The following is a 15,481-nucleotide window of genomic DNA, read 5'->3' as shown; positions in this document are numbered from 1 at the left end:
GGGTTTTATCTCAAAGGCGCTATCACCGCCGCCATGCCGATGAACTGTTGACTATGCTTTTAGCGGATAAACCACGATAAGAGCATAAAAATGAAGGCGTTCGATCTCCACCGTATGGCATTTGATAAAGTGCCTTTTGATTTCCTTGGCGAAGTTGCACTACGTAGTCTTTATACCTTTGTACTGGTTTTTTTGTTCCTCAAAATGACCGGAAGACGCGGTGTGCGACAGATGTCGCTGTTTGAAGTGTTAATCATTCTCACGCTGGGTTCAGCGGCGGGAGATGTGGCGTTTTATGATGATGTGCCGATGGTGCCGGTACTTATCGTCTTTATCACTCTGGCGTTGTTATACCGCCTGGTAATGTGGTTGATGGCGCACAGTGAAAAACTGGAAGATCTACTGGAAGGTAAGCCGGTTGTTATTATTGAAGATGGCGAGCTGGCCTGGTCGAAACTCAATAACTCCAACATGACGGAATTTGAGTTCTTTATGGAGCTACGATTGCGTGGCGTGGAGCAGCTGGGGCAGGTACGTCTGGCGATTCTCGAAACCAACGGGCAAATCAGTGTCTATTTCTTTGAAGATGACAAGGTGAAACCGGGTTTACTTATTTTACCCAGTGATTGTACGCAGCGTTACAAAGTGGTGCCGGAGTCGGCGGACTATGCCTGTATTCGTTGTAGTGAAATCATTCATATGAAAGCGGGGGAAAAACAATTATGTCCGCGCTGTGCAAATCCAGAATGGACGAAGGCAAGTCGGGCAAAACGGGTGACCTGACAGTAAAAACATCGGCTTTTTGCTAATAATCCGAGAGATTCTTTTGTGTGATGCAAGCCACATTTTTGCCCTCAACGGTTTTACTCATTGCGATGTGTGTCACTGAATGATAAAACCGATAGCCACAGGAATAATGTATTACCTGTGGTCGCAATCGATTGACCGCGGGTTAATAGCAACGCAACGTGGTGAGGGGCAATGGCTCAAATCTTCAATTTTAGTTCTGGTCCGGCAATGCTACCGGCAGAGGTGCTTAAACAGGCTCAACAGGAACTGCGCGACTGGAACGGTCTTGGTACGTCGGTGATGGAAGTGAGTCACCGTGGCAAAGAGTTCATTCAGGTTGCAGAGGAAGCCGAGAAGGATTTTCGCGATCTTCTTAATGTCCCCTCCAACTACAAGGTATTATTCTGCCATGGCGGTGGTCGCGGTCAGTTTGCTGCGGTACCGCTGAATATTCTCGGTGATAAAACCACCGCAGATTATGTTGATGCCGGTTACTGGGCGGCAAGTGCCATTAAAGAAGCGAAAAAATACTGCACGCCTAATGTCTTTGACGCCAAAGTGACTGTTGATGGTCTGCGCGCGGTTAAGCCAATGCGTGAATGGCAACTCTCTGATAATGCTGCTTATATGCATTACTGCCCGAATGAAACCATCGACGGTATCGCCATCGACGAAACGCCAGACTTCGGCAAAGATGTGGTGGTCGCCGCCGACTTCTCTTCAACCATTCTTTCCCGTCCGATTGACGTCAGCCGTTATGGCGTGATTTACGCTGGCGCGCAGAAAAATATCGGCCCGGCTGGCCTGACAATCGTCATCGTTCGTGAAGATTTGCTGGGCAAAGCGAATATCGCGTGTCCGTCGATTCTGGATTATTCCATCCTCAACGATAACGGCTCCATGTTTAACACGCCGCCGACATTTGCCTGGTATCTATCTGGTCTGGTCTTTAAATGGCTGAAAGCGAACGGCGGTGTAGCTGAAATGGATAAAATCAATCAGCAAAAAGCAGAACTGCTATATGGGGTGATTGATAACAGCGATTTCTACCGCAATGACGTGGCGAAAGCTAACCGTTCGCGGATGAACGTGCCGTTCCAGTTGGCGGACAGTGCGCTTGACAAATTGTTCCTTGAAGAGTCTTTTGCTGCTGGCCTTCATGCACTGAAAGGTCACCGTGTGGTCGGCGGAATGCGCGCTTCTATTTATAACGCCATGCCGCTGGAAGGCGTTAAAGCGCTGACAGACTTCATGGTTGAGTTCGAACGCCGTCACGGTTAATGCCGAAATTTTGCTTAATCCCCACAGCCAGCCTGTGGGGTTTTTATTTCTGTTGTAGAGAGTTGAGTTCATGGAATCCCTGACGTTACAACCCATCGCTCGTGTCGATGGCACTATTAATCTGCCCGGTTCCAAGAGCGTTTCTAACCGCGCTTTATTGCTGGCGGCATTAGCACACGGCAAAACAGTATTAACCAATCTGCTGGATAGCGATGACGTGCGCCATATGCTGAATGCATTAACAGCGTTAGGGGTAAGCTATACGCTTTCAGCCGATCGTACGCGTTGCGAAATTATCGGTAACGGCGGTCCATTACACGCAGAAGGTGCCCTGGAGTTGTTCCTCGGTAACGCCGGAACGGCAATGCGTCCGCTGGCGGCAGCTCTTTGTCTGGGTAGCAATGATATTGTGCTGACCGGTGAGCCGCGTATGAAAGAACGCCCGATTGGTCATCTGGTGGATGCGCTGCGCCTGGGCGGGGCGAAGATCACTTACCTGGAACAAGAAAATTATCCGCCGTTGCGTTTACAGGGCGGCTTTACTGGCGGCAACGTTGACGTTGATGGCTCCGTTTCCAGCCAATTCCTCACCGCACTGTTAATGACTGCGCCTCTTGCGCCGGAAGATACGGTGATTCGTATTAAAGGCGATCTGGTTTCTAAACCTTATATCGACATCACACTCAATCTGATGAAGACGTTTGGTGTTGAAATTGAAAATCAGCACTATCAACAATTTGTCGTAAAAGGCGGGCAGTCTTATCAGTCTCCGGGTACTTATTTGGTCGAAGGCGATGCATCTTCGGCTTCTTACTTTCTGGCAGCAGCAGCAATCAAAGGCGGCACTGTAAAAGTGACCGGTATTGGACGTAACAGTATGCAGGGTGATATTCGCTTTGCTGATGTGCTGGAAAAAATGGGCGCGACCATTTGCTGGGGCGATGATTATATTTCCTGCACGCGTGGTGAACTGAACGCTATTGATATGGATATGAACCATATTCCCGATGCGGCGATGACCATTGCCACGGCGGCGTTATTTGCAAAAGGCACCACCACGCTGCGCAATATCTATAACTGGCGTGTTAAAGAGACCGATCGCCTGTTTGCGATGGCAACAGAACTGCGTAAAGTCGGTGCGGAAGTAGAAGAGGGGCACGATTACATTCGTATCACTCCACCGGAAAAACTGAACTTTGCCGAGATCGCGACATACAATGATCACCGGATGGCGATGTGTTTCTCGCTGGTGGCGTTGTCAGATACACCAGTGACGATTCTTGATCCCAAATGTACGGCCAAAACATTTCCGGATTATTTCGAGCAGTTGGCGCGGATTAGCCAGGCAGCCTGAATGAACAACGGGCAATAAATAGCCAAATCTTTCTTTATCAAAACGTCGGCACATTGTCGTAATGCCGATCAGTTAAGGATCAGTTGACCGATCCAGTGGCTGTGTAAGAATCCGGAAACGCTCACTTGTTTCCGGATTTTTTTATGCACATTGGACAGGCTCTTGATCTGGTATCCCGTTACGATTCTCTGCGTAACCCACTGACTTCTCTGGGGGATTACCTCGACCCCGAACTCATCTCTCGTTGCCTTGCCGAATCAGGTACTGTAACGCTACGCAAGCGCCGTCTTCCCCTCGAAATGATGGTCTGGTGTATTGTTGGCATGGCGCTTGAGCGTAAAGAACCTCTTCACCAGATTGTGAATCGCCTGGACATCATGCTGCCGGGCAATCGCCCCTTCGTTGCCCCCAGTGCCGTTATTCAGGCCCGCCAGCGCCTGGGAAGTGAGGCTGTCCGCCGCGTGTTCACGAAAACAGCGCAGCTCTGGCATAACGCCACGCCGCATCCGCACTGGTGCGGCCTGACCCTGCTGGCCATCGATGGTGTGTTCTGGCGCACACCGGATACACCAGAGAACGATGCAGCCTTCCCCCGCCAGACACATGCCGGGAACCCGGCGCTCTACCCGCAGGTCAAAATGGTCTGCCAGATGGAACTGACCAGCCATCTGCTGACGGCTGCAGCCTTCGGCACGATGAAGAACAGCGAAAATGAGCTTGCTGAGCAACTTATAGAACAAACCGGCGATAACACTCTGACGTTAATGGATAAAGGTTATTACTCACTGGGACTGTTAAATGCCTGGAGCCTGGCGGGAGAACACCGCCACTGGATGATACCTCTCAGAAAGGGAGCGCAATATGAAGAGCTCAGAAAACTGGGTAAAGGCGATCATCTGGTGAAGCTGAAAACCAGCCCGCAGGCACGAAAAAAGTGGCCGGGACTGGGAAATGAAGTGACAGCCCGCCTGCTGACCGTGACGCGCAAAGGAAAAGTCTGCCATCTGCTGACGTCGATGACGGACGCCATGCGCTTCCCCGGAGGAGAAATGGCGGATCTGTACAGTCATCGCTGGGAAATCGAACTGGGATACAGGGAGATAAAACAGACGATGCAACTGAGCAGGCTGACGCTGAGAAGTAAAAAGCCGGAGCTTGTGGAGCAAGAGCTGTGGGGTGTCTTACTGGCTTATAATCTGGTGAGATATCAGATGATTAAAATGGCGGAACATCTGAAAGGTTACTGGCCGAATCAACTGAGTTTCTCAGAATCATGCGGAATGGTGATGAGAATGCTGATGACATTGCAGGGCGCTTCACCGGGACGTATACCGGAGCTGATGCGCGATCTTGCAAGTATGGGACAACTTGTGAAATTACCGACGAGAAGGGAAAGGGCCTTCCCGAGAGTGGTAAAGGAGAGGCCCTGGAAATACCCCACAGCCCCGAAAAAGAGCCAGTCAGTTGCTTAACTGACTGGCATTACGGCACATTGTCGGCGTTTTTTTTCGGACCTTGTGAGTCATTTTGATTAATGGTAGCGTCGCTTGTCAATGTAAGTTGTTGATACATAATATTTATATATGATTAATCAACGGATGATTCACATGAAGAATACTAAATTACTGCTGGCGATTGCGACCTCTGCAGCATTACTGACAGGGTGTCAAAATACCCACGGTATTGATACCAATATGGCTATCAGCTCCGGTTTAAATGCCTATAAAGCAGCAACATTAAGCGATGCCGATGCAAAAGCGATTGCCAATCAGGGCTGTGCCGAAATGGACAGCGGCAATCAAGTCGCAAGTAAATCCAGCAAGTACGGTAAACGTCTGGCAAAAATCGCCAAAGCATTGGGTAACAATATTAATGGCACGCCGGTCAACTATAAGGTTTATATGACCAGCGACGTCAACGCATGGGCGATGGCGAACGGCTGTGTCCGTGTCTACAGTGGCCTGATGGACATGATGAATGACAACGAAATTGAAGGTGTTCTGGGCCATGAACTGGGCCACGTCGCGTTGGGTCACTCGCTGGCTGAAATGAAAGCTTCTTATGCGATCGTTGCCGCACGCGATGCCATTTCAGCTACCAGCGGTGTGGCTTCCCAGCTTTCCCGCTCACAATTGGGTGATATCGCAGAAGGCGCTATTAATGCTAAATACTCCCGTGATAAAGAGTCCGAAGCAGATGATTTCTCCTTTGATCTGTTGAAGAAACGTGGCATCAGCACCCAGGGGCTGGTTGGCAGCTTTGAAAAACTGGCTAGTCTGGATGGCGGTCGCACCCAGTCCATGTTTGACTCTCACCCACCATCAACAGAGCGTGCGCAACACATCCGTGATCGTATCGCCTCTGGTAAGTAAATCATTGTCATCTTTCGGGCTGGTCTTCTGCCAGCCCGCTATAATTGCGCAATAAATCCCCATCTGAATACAGACAAAACTGGTTTTTGCACACAACGTTAACGATTTGTGGCGTCGGCGCGTATAATGCGCGCGGTTATGTTAACGGTACGCCTGTTTTAAGGAGATAAAGATGACGGCAATTGCCCCGGTTATTACCATTGATGGCCCAAGCGGTGCAGGGAAAGGCACCTTGTGTAAGGCTATGGCGGAAGCATTGCAATGGCATCTGCTGGATTCGGGTGCAATTTATCGCGTACTGGCGTTGGCGGCATTACATCACCATGTTGATGTTGCGTCAGAAGATGCGCTGGTACCGCTGGCATCCCATCTGGATGTACGTTTTGTGTCAACCAATGGCAATCTGGAAGTGATCCTCGAAGGGGAAGATGTCAGCGGCGAAATTCGTACTCAGGAAGTGGCGAATGCAGCTTCACAAGTCGCGGCATTCCCACGCGTTCGTGAAGCATTATTGCGTCGCCAACGCGCGTTTCGCGAATTACCAGGCCTGATTGCCGATGGCCGCGACATGGGAACGGTGGTATTCCCTGATGCGCCAGTGAAAATTTTCCTTGACGCCTCCTCGGAAGAACGTGCGCATCGCCGCATGCTACAGTTGCAGGAGAAGGGCTTTAGTGTTAACTTTGAGCGCCTTTTGGCCGAGATCAAAGAACGCGACGACCGCGATCGTAACCGAGCGGTAGCGCCACTGGTTCCGGCAGCCGATGCTTTAGTGTTGGATTCCACCACCTTAAGCATTGAGCAAGTGATTGAAAAAGCGCTACAATACGCGCGCCAGAAATTGGCTCTCGCATAAGCGACCGAATTTGCAGTACCCCCGTTGCAATGGAATGACAGCGGGTATGTTAAACAACCCCATCCGGCATGGAGCCAGGTGGACGTTAAATATAAACCTGAAGATTAAACATGACTGAATCTTTTGCTCAACTCTTTGAAGAGTCCTTAAAAGAAATCGAAACCCGCCCGGGTTCTATCGTTCGTGGCGTTGTTGTTGCTATCGACAAAGACGTAGTACTGGTTGACGCTGGTCTGAAATCTGAGTCCGCCATCCCGGCTGAGCAGTTCAAAAACGCCCAGGGCGAGCTGGAAATCCAGGTAGGTGACGAAGTTGACGTTGCTCTGGACGCAGTAGAAGACGGCTTCGGTGAAACTCTGCTGTCCCGTGAGAAAGCTAAACGTCACGAAGCCTGGATCACGCTGGAAAAAGCTTACGAAGATGCTGAAACTGTTACCGGTGTTATCAACGGCAAAGTTAAGGGCGGCTTCACTGTTGAGCTGAACGGTATTCGTGCGTTCCTGCCAGGTTCTCTGGTAGACGTTCGTCCGGTGCGTGACACTCTGCACCTGGAAGGCAAAGAGCTTGAATTTAAAGTAATCAAGCTGGATCAGAAGCGCAACAACGTTGTTGTTTCTCGTCGTGCCGTTATCGAATCCGAAAACAGCGCAGAGCGCGATCAGCTGCTGGAAAACCTGCAGGAAGGCATGGAAGTTAAAGGTATCGTTAAGAACCTCACTGACTACGGTGCATTCGTTGATCTGGGCGGCGTTGACGGCCTGCTGCACATCACTGACATGGCCTGGAAACGCGTTAAGCATCCGAGCGAAATCGTCAACGTGGGCGACGAAATCACTGTTAAAGTGCTGAAGTTCGACCGCGAACGTACCCGTGTATCCCTGGGCCTGAAACAGCTGGGCGAAGATCCGTGGGTAGCTATCGCTAAACGTTATCCGGAAGGTACCAAACTGACTGGTCGCGTGACCAACCTGACTGACTACGGCTGCTTCGTTGAAATCGAAGAAGGCGTTGAAGGTCTGGTACACGTTTCCGAAATGGATTGGACCAACAAAAACATCCACCCGTCCAAAGTTGTTAACGTTGGCGATGTAGTGGAAGTTATGGTTCTGGATATCGACGAAGAACGTCGTCGTATCTCCCTGGGTCTGAAACAGTGCAAAGCTAACCCGTGGCAGCAGTTCGCGGAAACCCACAACAAGGGCGACCGTGTTGAAGGTAAAATCAAGTCTATCACTGACTTCGGTATCTTCATCGGCCTGGACGGCGGCATCGACGGCCTGGTTCACCTGTCTGACATCTCCTGGAACGTTGCAGGCGAAGAAGCAGTTCGTGAATACAAAAAAGGCGACGAAATCGCTGCAGTTGTTCTGCAGGTTGACGCAGAACGTGAACGTATCTCCCTGGGCGTTAAACAGCTCGCAGAAGATCCGTTCAACAACTGGGTTGCTCTGAACAAGAAAGGCGCTATCGTAACCGGTAAAGTAACTGCAGTTGACGCTAAAGGCGCAACCGTAGAACTGGCTGACGGCGTTGAAGGTTACCTGCGTGCTTCTGAAGCATCTCGTGACCGCGTTGAAGACGCTACCTTGGTTCTGAGCGTTGGCGACGAAGTTGAAGCTAAATTCACCGGCGTTGATCGTAAAAACCGCGCAATCAGCCTGTCTGTTCGTGCGAAAGACGAAGCTGACGAGAAAGATGCAATCGCAACTGTTAACAAACAGGAAGATGCAAACTTCTCCAACAACGCAATGGCTGAAGCTTTCAAAGCAGCTAAAGGCGAGTAATTCTCTGACTCTTCGGGATTTTTATTCCGAAGTTTGTTGAGTTTACTTGACAGATTGCAGGTTTCGTCCTGTAATCAAGCACTAAGGGCGGCTACGGCCGCCCTTAATCAATGCAGCAACAGCAGCCGCTTAATTTGCCTTTAAGGAACCGGAGGAATCATGACCAAGTCAGAATTGATAGAAAGACTTGCCACCCAGCAATCGCACATTCCCGCCAAGACGGTTGAAGATGCAGTAAAAGAGATGCTGGAGCATATGGCCTCGACTCTTGCGCAGGGCGAGCGTATTGAAATCCGCGGTTTCGGCAGTTTCTCTTTGCACTACCGCGCACCACGTACCGGACGTAATCCGAAGACTGGCGATAAAGTAGAACTGGAAGGAAAATACGTTCCTCACTTTAAACCTGGTAAAGAACTGCGCGATCGCGCCAATATTTACGGTTAAGTTTTTACTCAAACTTGAACGCGAGAAAAGCACCTGTCGGGTGCTTTTTTCATTTCTCTAATCAGGAACTGGAAGCTGCCTCGCAGAGTTTTGAGCAGTTTTCACCCTCTCGTTAAATTCTTCTGAATGTGCCTCGGGGAACGCAAAATTCCCACCAGACAACCGCTCAACAAAGTTGCACACTTTCCATAAACAGGGAGGAGTGCATGAAAATAACGACAGTCGACGTATGCATAATTTGCGGAATTTTTCCGTTGCTGATTTTGCCCCAATTGCCTGGGACATTAGCCCTTGCGTTTCTGACTCTCTTCGCCTGCGTACTGGCATTTATACCTGTTAAAACCGTCCGTTATATCGCGCTGACGTTGCTGTTTTTCGTTTGGGGCATATTATCAGCAAAGCAAATTTTGTGGGCAGGAGAAACCTTAACTGGCGCGACGCAGGATGCAATTGTTGAGATCACTGCTACTGACGGCATGACCACTCATTACGGTCAAATTACTTATCTACAAGGTCGACGTATATTCCCTGCGCCAGGCCTTGTGCTGTATGGCGAATATCTTCCGCAAGCGGTTTGTGCCGGACAACTGTGGTCAATGAAACTCAAAGTTCGTGCCGTTCATGGTCAACTTAATGATGGCGGCTTTGATAGCCAGCGTTATGCCATTGCCCAGCATCAGCCGCTCACCGGCCGCTTTCTGCAGGCAAGTGTTATTGAACCGAATTGTAGCCTGCGTGCACAGTATCTGGCGTCACTACAAACAACGCTGCAACCCTATCCGTGGAATGCGGTTATTCTTGGTTTAGGTATGGGGGAACGGTTATCCGTCCCCAAAGAAATCAAAAATATCATGCGCGATACTGGAACGGCGCATTTAATGGCGATATCGGGATTGCACATCGCTTTTGCGGTGTTGCTGGCTGCCGGACTCATTCGCAGTGGACAAATTTTTCTGCCTGGGCGCTGGATCCACTGGCAAATACCATTAATTGGTGGGATCTGCTGTGCTGCTTTTTATGCCTGGTTGACGGGAATGCAACCTCCTGCATTGCGTACCGTGGTGGCGCTTGCTACGTGGGGAATGCTTAAGTTAAGTGGGCGACAGTGGAGTGGCTGGGATGTATGGATATGTTGTCTGGCGGCAATTTTGCTGATGGATCCTGTTGCCATTCTCTCGCAAAGTTTATGGCTCTCTGCCGCTGCGGTCGCGGCACTGATTTTTTGGTATCAGTGGTTTCCCTGTCCTGAGTGGCAACTGCCGCCGGTATTGCGTGCAGTTGTTTCCCTCATCCATCTGCAACTGGGTATCACACTTCTGCTTATGCCCGTGCAAATCGTCATATTTCATGGCATTAGTCTGACCTCGTTTATTGCAAATCTATTAGCAATTCCCTTGGTGACATTTATCACGGTTCCGTTGATCCTCGCCGCGATGGTTGTGCATTTAAGCGGGCCGTTAATCCTGGAGCAAGGGTTATGGTTTCTTGCCGACCGGTCTTTGGCTTTACTTTTCTGGGGGTTAAAGAGTTTGCCAGAAGGGTGGATCAACATTGCTGAACGTTGGCAATGGCTATCATTGGATTTGCCCCTATATTTCCAGACATCTGTTATCACTTAACCCATTACAAGCCCGCTGCCGCAGATATTCCCGTGGCGAGCGATAACCCAGCGCACTATGCGGATGCCATTCGTTATAATGCTCGAACGCCTCTGCAAGGTTCTTTGCTGCCGTTAACCCGTCTGGTTTGGGCATGATACTGATGTAGTCACGCTTTATCGTTTTCACGAAGCTCTCTGCTATTCCGTTACTCTCCGGACTCCGCACCGCCGTGTTCTTCGGTTCAAGTCCCAACATCCGGGCGAACTGGCGTGTTTCATTAGCCCGGTAGCATGAACCATTATCCGTCAGCCACTCCACTGGAGACGACGGAAGATCGTTGCCGAAGCGGCGTTCCACCGCTCCCAGCATGACGTCCTGTACTGTTTCACTGTTGAAGCCGCCGGTAGTCACCGCCCAGTGCAGTGCCTCACGATCACAGCAGTCCAGCGCGAACGTGACACGCAGTCTCTCTCCGTTATCACAGCAGAACTCGAACCCGTCAGAGCACCATCGCTGATTGCTTTCTTTCACGGCCACTCTGCCTGTATGTGCCCGTTTCGATGGCGGTACAGCAGGTTTTCGCTCAAGCAACAGCGCATTCTGGCGCATGATCCGGTAAACACGTTTGGCATTGATCGCAGGCATACCATCAAGTTCTGCCTGTCTGCGAAGCAGCGCCCATACCCGACGATAACCATACGTGGGCAGCTCTCCGATAACATGGTGTATACGGAGAAGCACATCCGTATCATCAGTGTGACGACTGCGGCGGCCATCCATCCAGTCATCGGTTCGTCTGAGAATGACGTGCAACTGCGCACGCGACACCCGGAGACAACGGCTGACTAAGCTTACTCCCCATCCCCGGGCAATAAGGGCGCGTGCGCTATCCACTTTTTTGCCCGTCCATATTCAACGGCTTCTTTGAGGAGTTCATTTTCCATCGTTTTCTTGCCGAGCAGGCGCTGGAGTTCTTTAATCTGCTTCATGGCGGCAGCAAGTTCAGAGGCAGGAACAACCTGTTCTCCGGCGGCGACAGCAGTAAGACTTCCTTCCTGGTATTGCTTACGCCAGAGAAATAACTGGCTGGCTGCTACACCATGTTGCCGGGCAACGAGGGAGACCGTCATCCCCGGTTCAAAGCTCTGCTGAACAATTGCGATCTTTTCCTGTGTGGTACGCCGTCTGCGTTTCTCCGGCCCTAAGACATCAATCATCTGTACTCCAATGACTAGTCTAAAAACTAGTATTAAGACTATCACTTATTTAAGTGATACTGGTTGTCTGGAGATTCAGGGGGCCAGTCTAATCATTTTCCCCATGGTTCTTACTGGTGGTATGGCGATTAAACGCCTGGCGAACGTTGCCAGCAATGTGTGTGGCTGTAGGCTTGCTGATGTGCTGGCCGCTGTGGCAAAAACCTCGACCTGACGAGTGGCAGGTGTACATGCTTGATGTCGGGCAAGGGCTGGCAATGGTGATAGCCAGAAACGGCAAAGCGATTCTCTATGACACAGGACTGGCCTGGCCCGAAGGGGATAGTGGGCAACAACTGATTATCCCCTGGCTCCACTGGCATAATCTTGAACCGGAAGGCGTTATTCTGAGTCATGAACATCTGGATCACCGGGGAGGGCTGGACTCAATATTGCACACATGGCCGATGTTATGGATCAGAAGTCCGTTAAACTGGGAACATCATCAGCCCTGTGTGCGTGGCGAAGCGTGGCAATGGCAAGGATTGCGTTTCAGCGTGCACTGGCCTTTACAAGCTAGCAACGATAAAGGAAATAACCATTCCTGTGTGGTTAAGGTTGATGACGGGACGAATAGCATTCTTCTAACCGGTGATATTGAAGTCCCCGCTGAACAAAAGATGCTAAGCCGTTACTGGCAGCAAGTGCAGACAACATTGCTTCAGGTACCTCACCATGGCAGTAATACCTCATCATCGTTGCCATTAATTCAGCGAGTGAATGGAAAAGTGGCACTCGCATCGGCATCGCGCTATAACGCATGGCGATTGCCCTCAAGCAAAGTTAAACATCGCTATCAACAACAGGGTTATAAGTGGCTTGATACTCCTCATCAGGGGCAAATAACGGTCAATTTTTCAGCGCAAGGCTGGCGGATTAGCAGCCTCAGGGAGCAAATTTTACCTCGTTGGTATCATCAGTGGTTTGGCGTGCCAGTGGATAACGGGTAGAATATGCGGCTATTTCAACAAATGCTGGTTTTTTGAATGCATAACGACAAAGATCTCTCTACGTGGCAGACGTTCCGCCGACTGTGGCCAACCATTGCGCCTTTTAAAGCGGGTCTGATCGTGGCGGGCGTAGCGTTAATCCTCAACGCAGCCAGCGATACCTTCATGTTATCGCTCCTTAAGCCACTTCTTGATGATGGCTTTGGTAAAACAGATCGCTCCGTGCTGGTGTGGATGCCGCTGGTGGTGATCGGGCTGATGATTTTACGTGGTATCACCAGCTATGTCTCCAGCTACTGTATCTCCTGGGTATCAGGAAAGGTGGTAATGACCATGCGTCGCCGCCTGTTTGGTCACATGATGGGAATGCCGGTTTCATTTTTTGACAAACAGTCAACGGGTACGCTGTTGTCACGTATCACCTACGATTCCGAACAGGTTGCTTCTTCTTCTTCCGGCGCACTGATAACGGTTGTGCGTGAAGGTGCGTCAATCATCGGCCTGTTCATCATGATGTTCTATTACAGTTGGCAACTGTCGATCATTTTGATTGTGCTGGCACCGATTGTTTCGATTGCGATTCGCGTTGTATCGAAGCGTTTTCGCAACATCAGTAAAAACATGCAGAACACCATGGGGCAGGTGACCACCAGCGCAGAACAAATGCTGAAGGGCCACAAAGAAGTATTGATTTTCGGTGGTCAGGAAGTGGAAACGAAACGCTTCGATAAAGTCAGTAACCGAATGCGTCTTCAGGGGATGAAAATGGTTTCAGCCTCTTCCATCTCTGATCCGATCATTCAGCTAATCGCCTCTTTGGCGCTGGCGTTTGTTCTGTATGCGGCGAGCTTCCCAAGTGTTATGGATAACCTGACTGCCGGTACGATTACCGTTGTTTTCTCTTCAATGATTGCACTGATGCGTCCGCTGAAATCGCTGACCAACGTTAACGCCCAGTTCCAGCGCGGTATGGCGGCTTGTCAGACGCTGTTTACCATTCTGGACAGTGAGCAGGAGAAAGACGAAGGTAAGCGCGTGATCGAGCGTGCGACTGGCGACGTGGAATTCCGCAATGTCACCTTTACTTATCCGGGACGTGACGTGCCCGCATTGCGTAACATCAACCTGAAAATTCCGGCAGGGAAAACGGTCGCTCTGGTTGGACGCTCTGGTTCAGGTAAATCAACCATCGCCAGCCTGATCACGCGTTTTTACGATATTGATGAAGGCGAAATCCTGATGGATGGTCACGATCTGCGCGAGTATACCCTGGCGTCGTTACGTAACCAGGTTGCTCTGGTGTCGCAGAATGTCCATCTGTTTAACGATACGGTTGCTAACAACATTGCTTACGCACGGACTGAACAGTACAGCCGTGAGCAAATTGAAGAAGCGGCGCGTATGGCCTACGCCATAGACTTCATCAATAAGATGGATAACGGTCTCGATACAGTGATTGGTGAAAACGGCGTGCTGCTCTCTGGCGGTCAGCGTCAGCGTATTGCTATCGCTCGAGCCTTGTTGCGTGATAGCCCGATTCTGATTCTGGACGAAGCTACCTCGGCGTTGGATACCGAATCCGAACGTGCGATTCAGGCGGCACTGGATGAGTTGCAGAAAAACCGTACCTCTCTGGTGATTGCCCACCGCTTGTCTACCATTGAAAAGGCAGACGAAATCGTGGTCGTTGAGGATGGTGTCATTGTGGAACGCGGTACGCATAACGATTTGCTTGAGCACCGCGGCGTTTACGCGCAACTTCACAAAATGCAGTTTGGCCAATGATCGAAAAAATCTGGTCTGGTGAATCCCCTTTGTGGCGGCTATTGCTGCCACTCTCCTGGTTGTATGGCCTGGTGAGTGGCGCGATCCGTCTTTGCTATAAACTAAAACTGAAGCGCGCCTGGCGTGCCCCCGTACCGGTTGTCGTGGTTGGTAATCTCACCGCAGGCGGCAACGGAAAAACCCCGGTCGTTGTCTGGCTGGTGGAACAGTTGCAACAGCGCGGTATTCGCGTGGGGGTCGTATCGCGGGGATATGGTGGTAAGGCTGAATCTTATCCGCTGTTATTGTCGGCAGATACCACAACAGCACAGGCGGGTGATGAACCTGTGTTGATTTATCAACGCACTGATGCGCCTGTTGCGGTTTCTCCCGTTCGTTCTGATGCGGTAAAAGCCATTCTGGCGCAACACCCTGATGTGCAGATCATCGTAACCGACGACGGTTTACAGCATTACCGTCTGGCGCGTGATGTGGAAATTGTCGTTATTGATGGTGTGCGTCGCTTTGGCAATGGCTGGTGGTTGCCGGCGGGGCCAATGCGTGAGCGAGCGGGGCGCTTAAAGTCGGTTGATGCGGTAATCGTCAACGGCGGTGTCCCTCGCAGCGGTGAAATCCCCATGCATCTGCTGCCGGGTCAGGCGGTGAATTTACGTACCGGTACGCGTTGTGACGTTGCTCAGCTTGAACATGTAGTGGCGATGGCGGGGATTGGGCATCCGCCGCGCTTTTTTGCCACGCTGAAGATGTGTGGCGTACAACCGGAAAAATGTGTACCGCTGGCCGATCATCAGTCTTTGAACCATGCGGATGTCAGTGCGTTGGTAAGCGCCGGGCAAACGCTGGTAATGACTGAAAAAGATGCGGTGAAATGCCGGGCCTTTGCAGAAGAAAATTGGTGGTATTTGCCTGTAGACGCACAGCTTTCAGGTGATGAACCAGCGAAACTGCTTACGCAACTAACCTCGCTGGCTTCTGGCAACTAGTTACGCCGCGGCAGCGTTCGATTGAT

11 protein-coding genes and 2 pseudogenes are annotated in these 15,481 nt (G+C 50.7%); 12 read left to right on the top strand and 1 reads right to left on the bottom strand.

All coding sequences use genetic code 11. The features are described from left to right. Positions 1-90: 90 nt before the first annotated feature. The 9 genes and pseudogenes from C1P89_RS10890 to C1P89_RS10850 form a co-directional block, all read left to right on the top strand. Positions 91-783, top strand: coding sequence for a DUF421 domain-containing protein (locus tag C1P89_RS10890; RefSeq protein WP_000642849.1), 693 nt, complete (start codon positions 91-93; stop codon positions 781-783). A gap of 198 nt (positions 784-981) precedes the next feature. Next, complete coding sequence (serC, locus tag C1P89_RS10885; protein ID WP_000057149.1) at positions 982-2,070, top strand: 3-phosphoserine/phosphohydroxythreonine transaminase; 1,089 nt, start codon at positions 982-984, stop codon at positions 2,068-2,070. Positions 2,071-2,140: 70 nt separating this feature from the next. Further along, positions 2,141-3,424, top strand: a complete 1,284-nt coding sequence (gene aroA / locus C1P89_RS10880) for a 3-phosphoshikimate 1-carboxyvinyltransferase (RefSeq protein ID WP_000445231.1) — start codon at positions 2,141-2,143, stop codon at positions 3,422-3,424. Between the two features lie 125 nt (positions 3,425-3,549). Next, entirely contained in the window at positions 3,550-4,896 is a 1,347-nt protein-coding gene (locus C1P89_RS10875) for an IS4-like element IS4 family transposase (RefSeq protein ID WP_000483769.1), read from the top strand. Positions 4,897-5,031: 135 nt separating this feature from the next. After that, positions 5,032-5,796 (top strand): metallopeptidase YcaL, encoded by a 765-nt coding sequence (ycaL, locus tag C1P89_RS10870; RefSeq protein ID WP_001295345.1) that lies wholly within the window; start codon positions 5,032-5,034, stop codon positions 5,794-5,796. A gap of 172 nt (positions 5,797-5,968) precedes the next feature. After that, positions 5,969-6,652 carry a (d)CMP kinase gene (cmk, locus tag C1P89_RS10865; protein WP_000125016.1) on the top strand — a complete coding sequence of 228 codons (684 nt, stop codon included), beginning with the start codon at positions 5,969-5,971 and terminating at the stop codon, positions 6,650-6,652. A gap of 110 nt (positions 6,653-6,762) precedes the next feature. Further along, a complete protein-coding gene (gene rpsA, locus C1P89_RS10860) occupies positions 6,763-8,436 on the top strand; it encodes a 30S ribosomal protein S1 (RefSeq protein ID WP_000140327.1) in 1,674 nt (557 codons plus the stop codon). Positions 8,437-8,595: 159 nt separating this feature from the next. Further along, the gene (gene ihfB, locus C1P89_RS10855) at positions 8,596-8,880 is read left to right on the top strand and encodes an integration host factor subunit beta (RefSeq protein WP_000167336.1); all 285 of its coding nucleotides are present in this window, start codon (positions 8,596-8,598) and stop codon (positions 8,878-8,880) included. Between the two features lie 206 nt (positions 8,881-9,086). After that, positions 9,087-10,457 (top strand): annotated as a pseudogene (locus tag C1P89_RS10850) (DNA internalization-related competence protein ComEC/Rec2); the annotation flags it as partial. Between the two features lie 12 nt (positions 10,458-10,469). On the opposite strand, the gene C1P89_RS10845 reads toward C1P89_RS10850, so the two are convergent. Continuing rightward, positions 10,470-11,698, bottom strand: a protein-coding gene (locus C1P89_RS10845; protein ID WP_088895425.1) for an IS3-like element IS2 family transposase whose coding sequence is annotated in 2 segments (ribosomal slippage) — positions 10,470-11,383 and positions 11,383-11,698 — 1,230 coding nt in all. Because the reading frame shifts where the segments join, the coding sequence is not laid out codon by codon here. 92 nt (positions 11,699-11,790) lie between these two features. Between C1P89_RS10845 and C1P89_RS10840 the strand changes: the two are divergent. The 3 genes and pseudogenes from C1P89_RS10840 to lpxK form a co-directional block, all read left to right on the top strand. Further along, positions 11,791-12,687: pseudogene (locus C1P89_RS10840) on the top strand (DNA internalization-related competence protein ComEC/Rec2); the annotation flags it as partial. A gap of 36 nt (positions 12,688-12,723) precedes the next feature. Next, on the top strand, positions 12,724-14,472 hold the full coding sequence (gene msbA, locus C1P89_RS10835; protein WP_000551265.1) for a lipid A ABC transporter ATP-binding protein/permease MsbA: 1,749 nt from the start codon (positions 12,724-12,726) through the stop codon (positions 14,470-14,472). Continuing rightward, a complete protein-coding gene (gene lpxK, locus C1P89_RS10830; RefSeq protein WP_000570540.1) occupies positions 14,469-15,455 on the top strand; it encodes a tetraacyldisaccharide 4'-kinase in 987 nt (328 codons plus the stop codon). The genes msbA and lpxK overlap by 4 nt, the downstream gene beginning before the upstream one ends. Positions 15,456-15,481 lie beyond the last annotated feature (26 nt).

It is taken from the genome of Shigella sonnei (assembly GCF_002950395.1).
In the GTDB taxonomy this organism is placed as follows: domain Bacteria; phylum Pseudomonadota; class Gammaproteobacteria; order Enterobacterales; family Enterobacteriaceae; genus ECMA0423.
The sequence above is the reverse complement of the archived record's forward strand: the minus strand, read 5'-3'. Positions and strand labels throughout refer to the sequence as shown.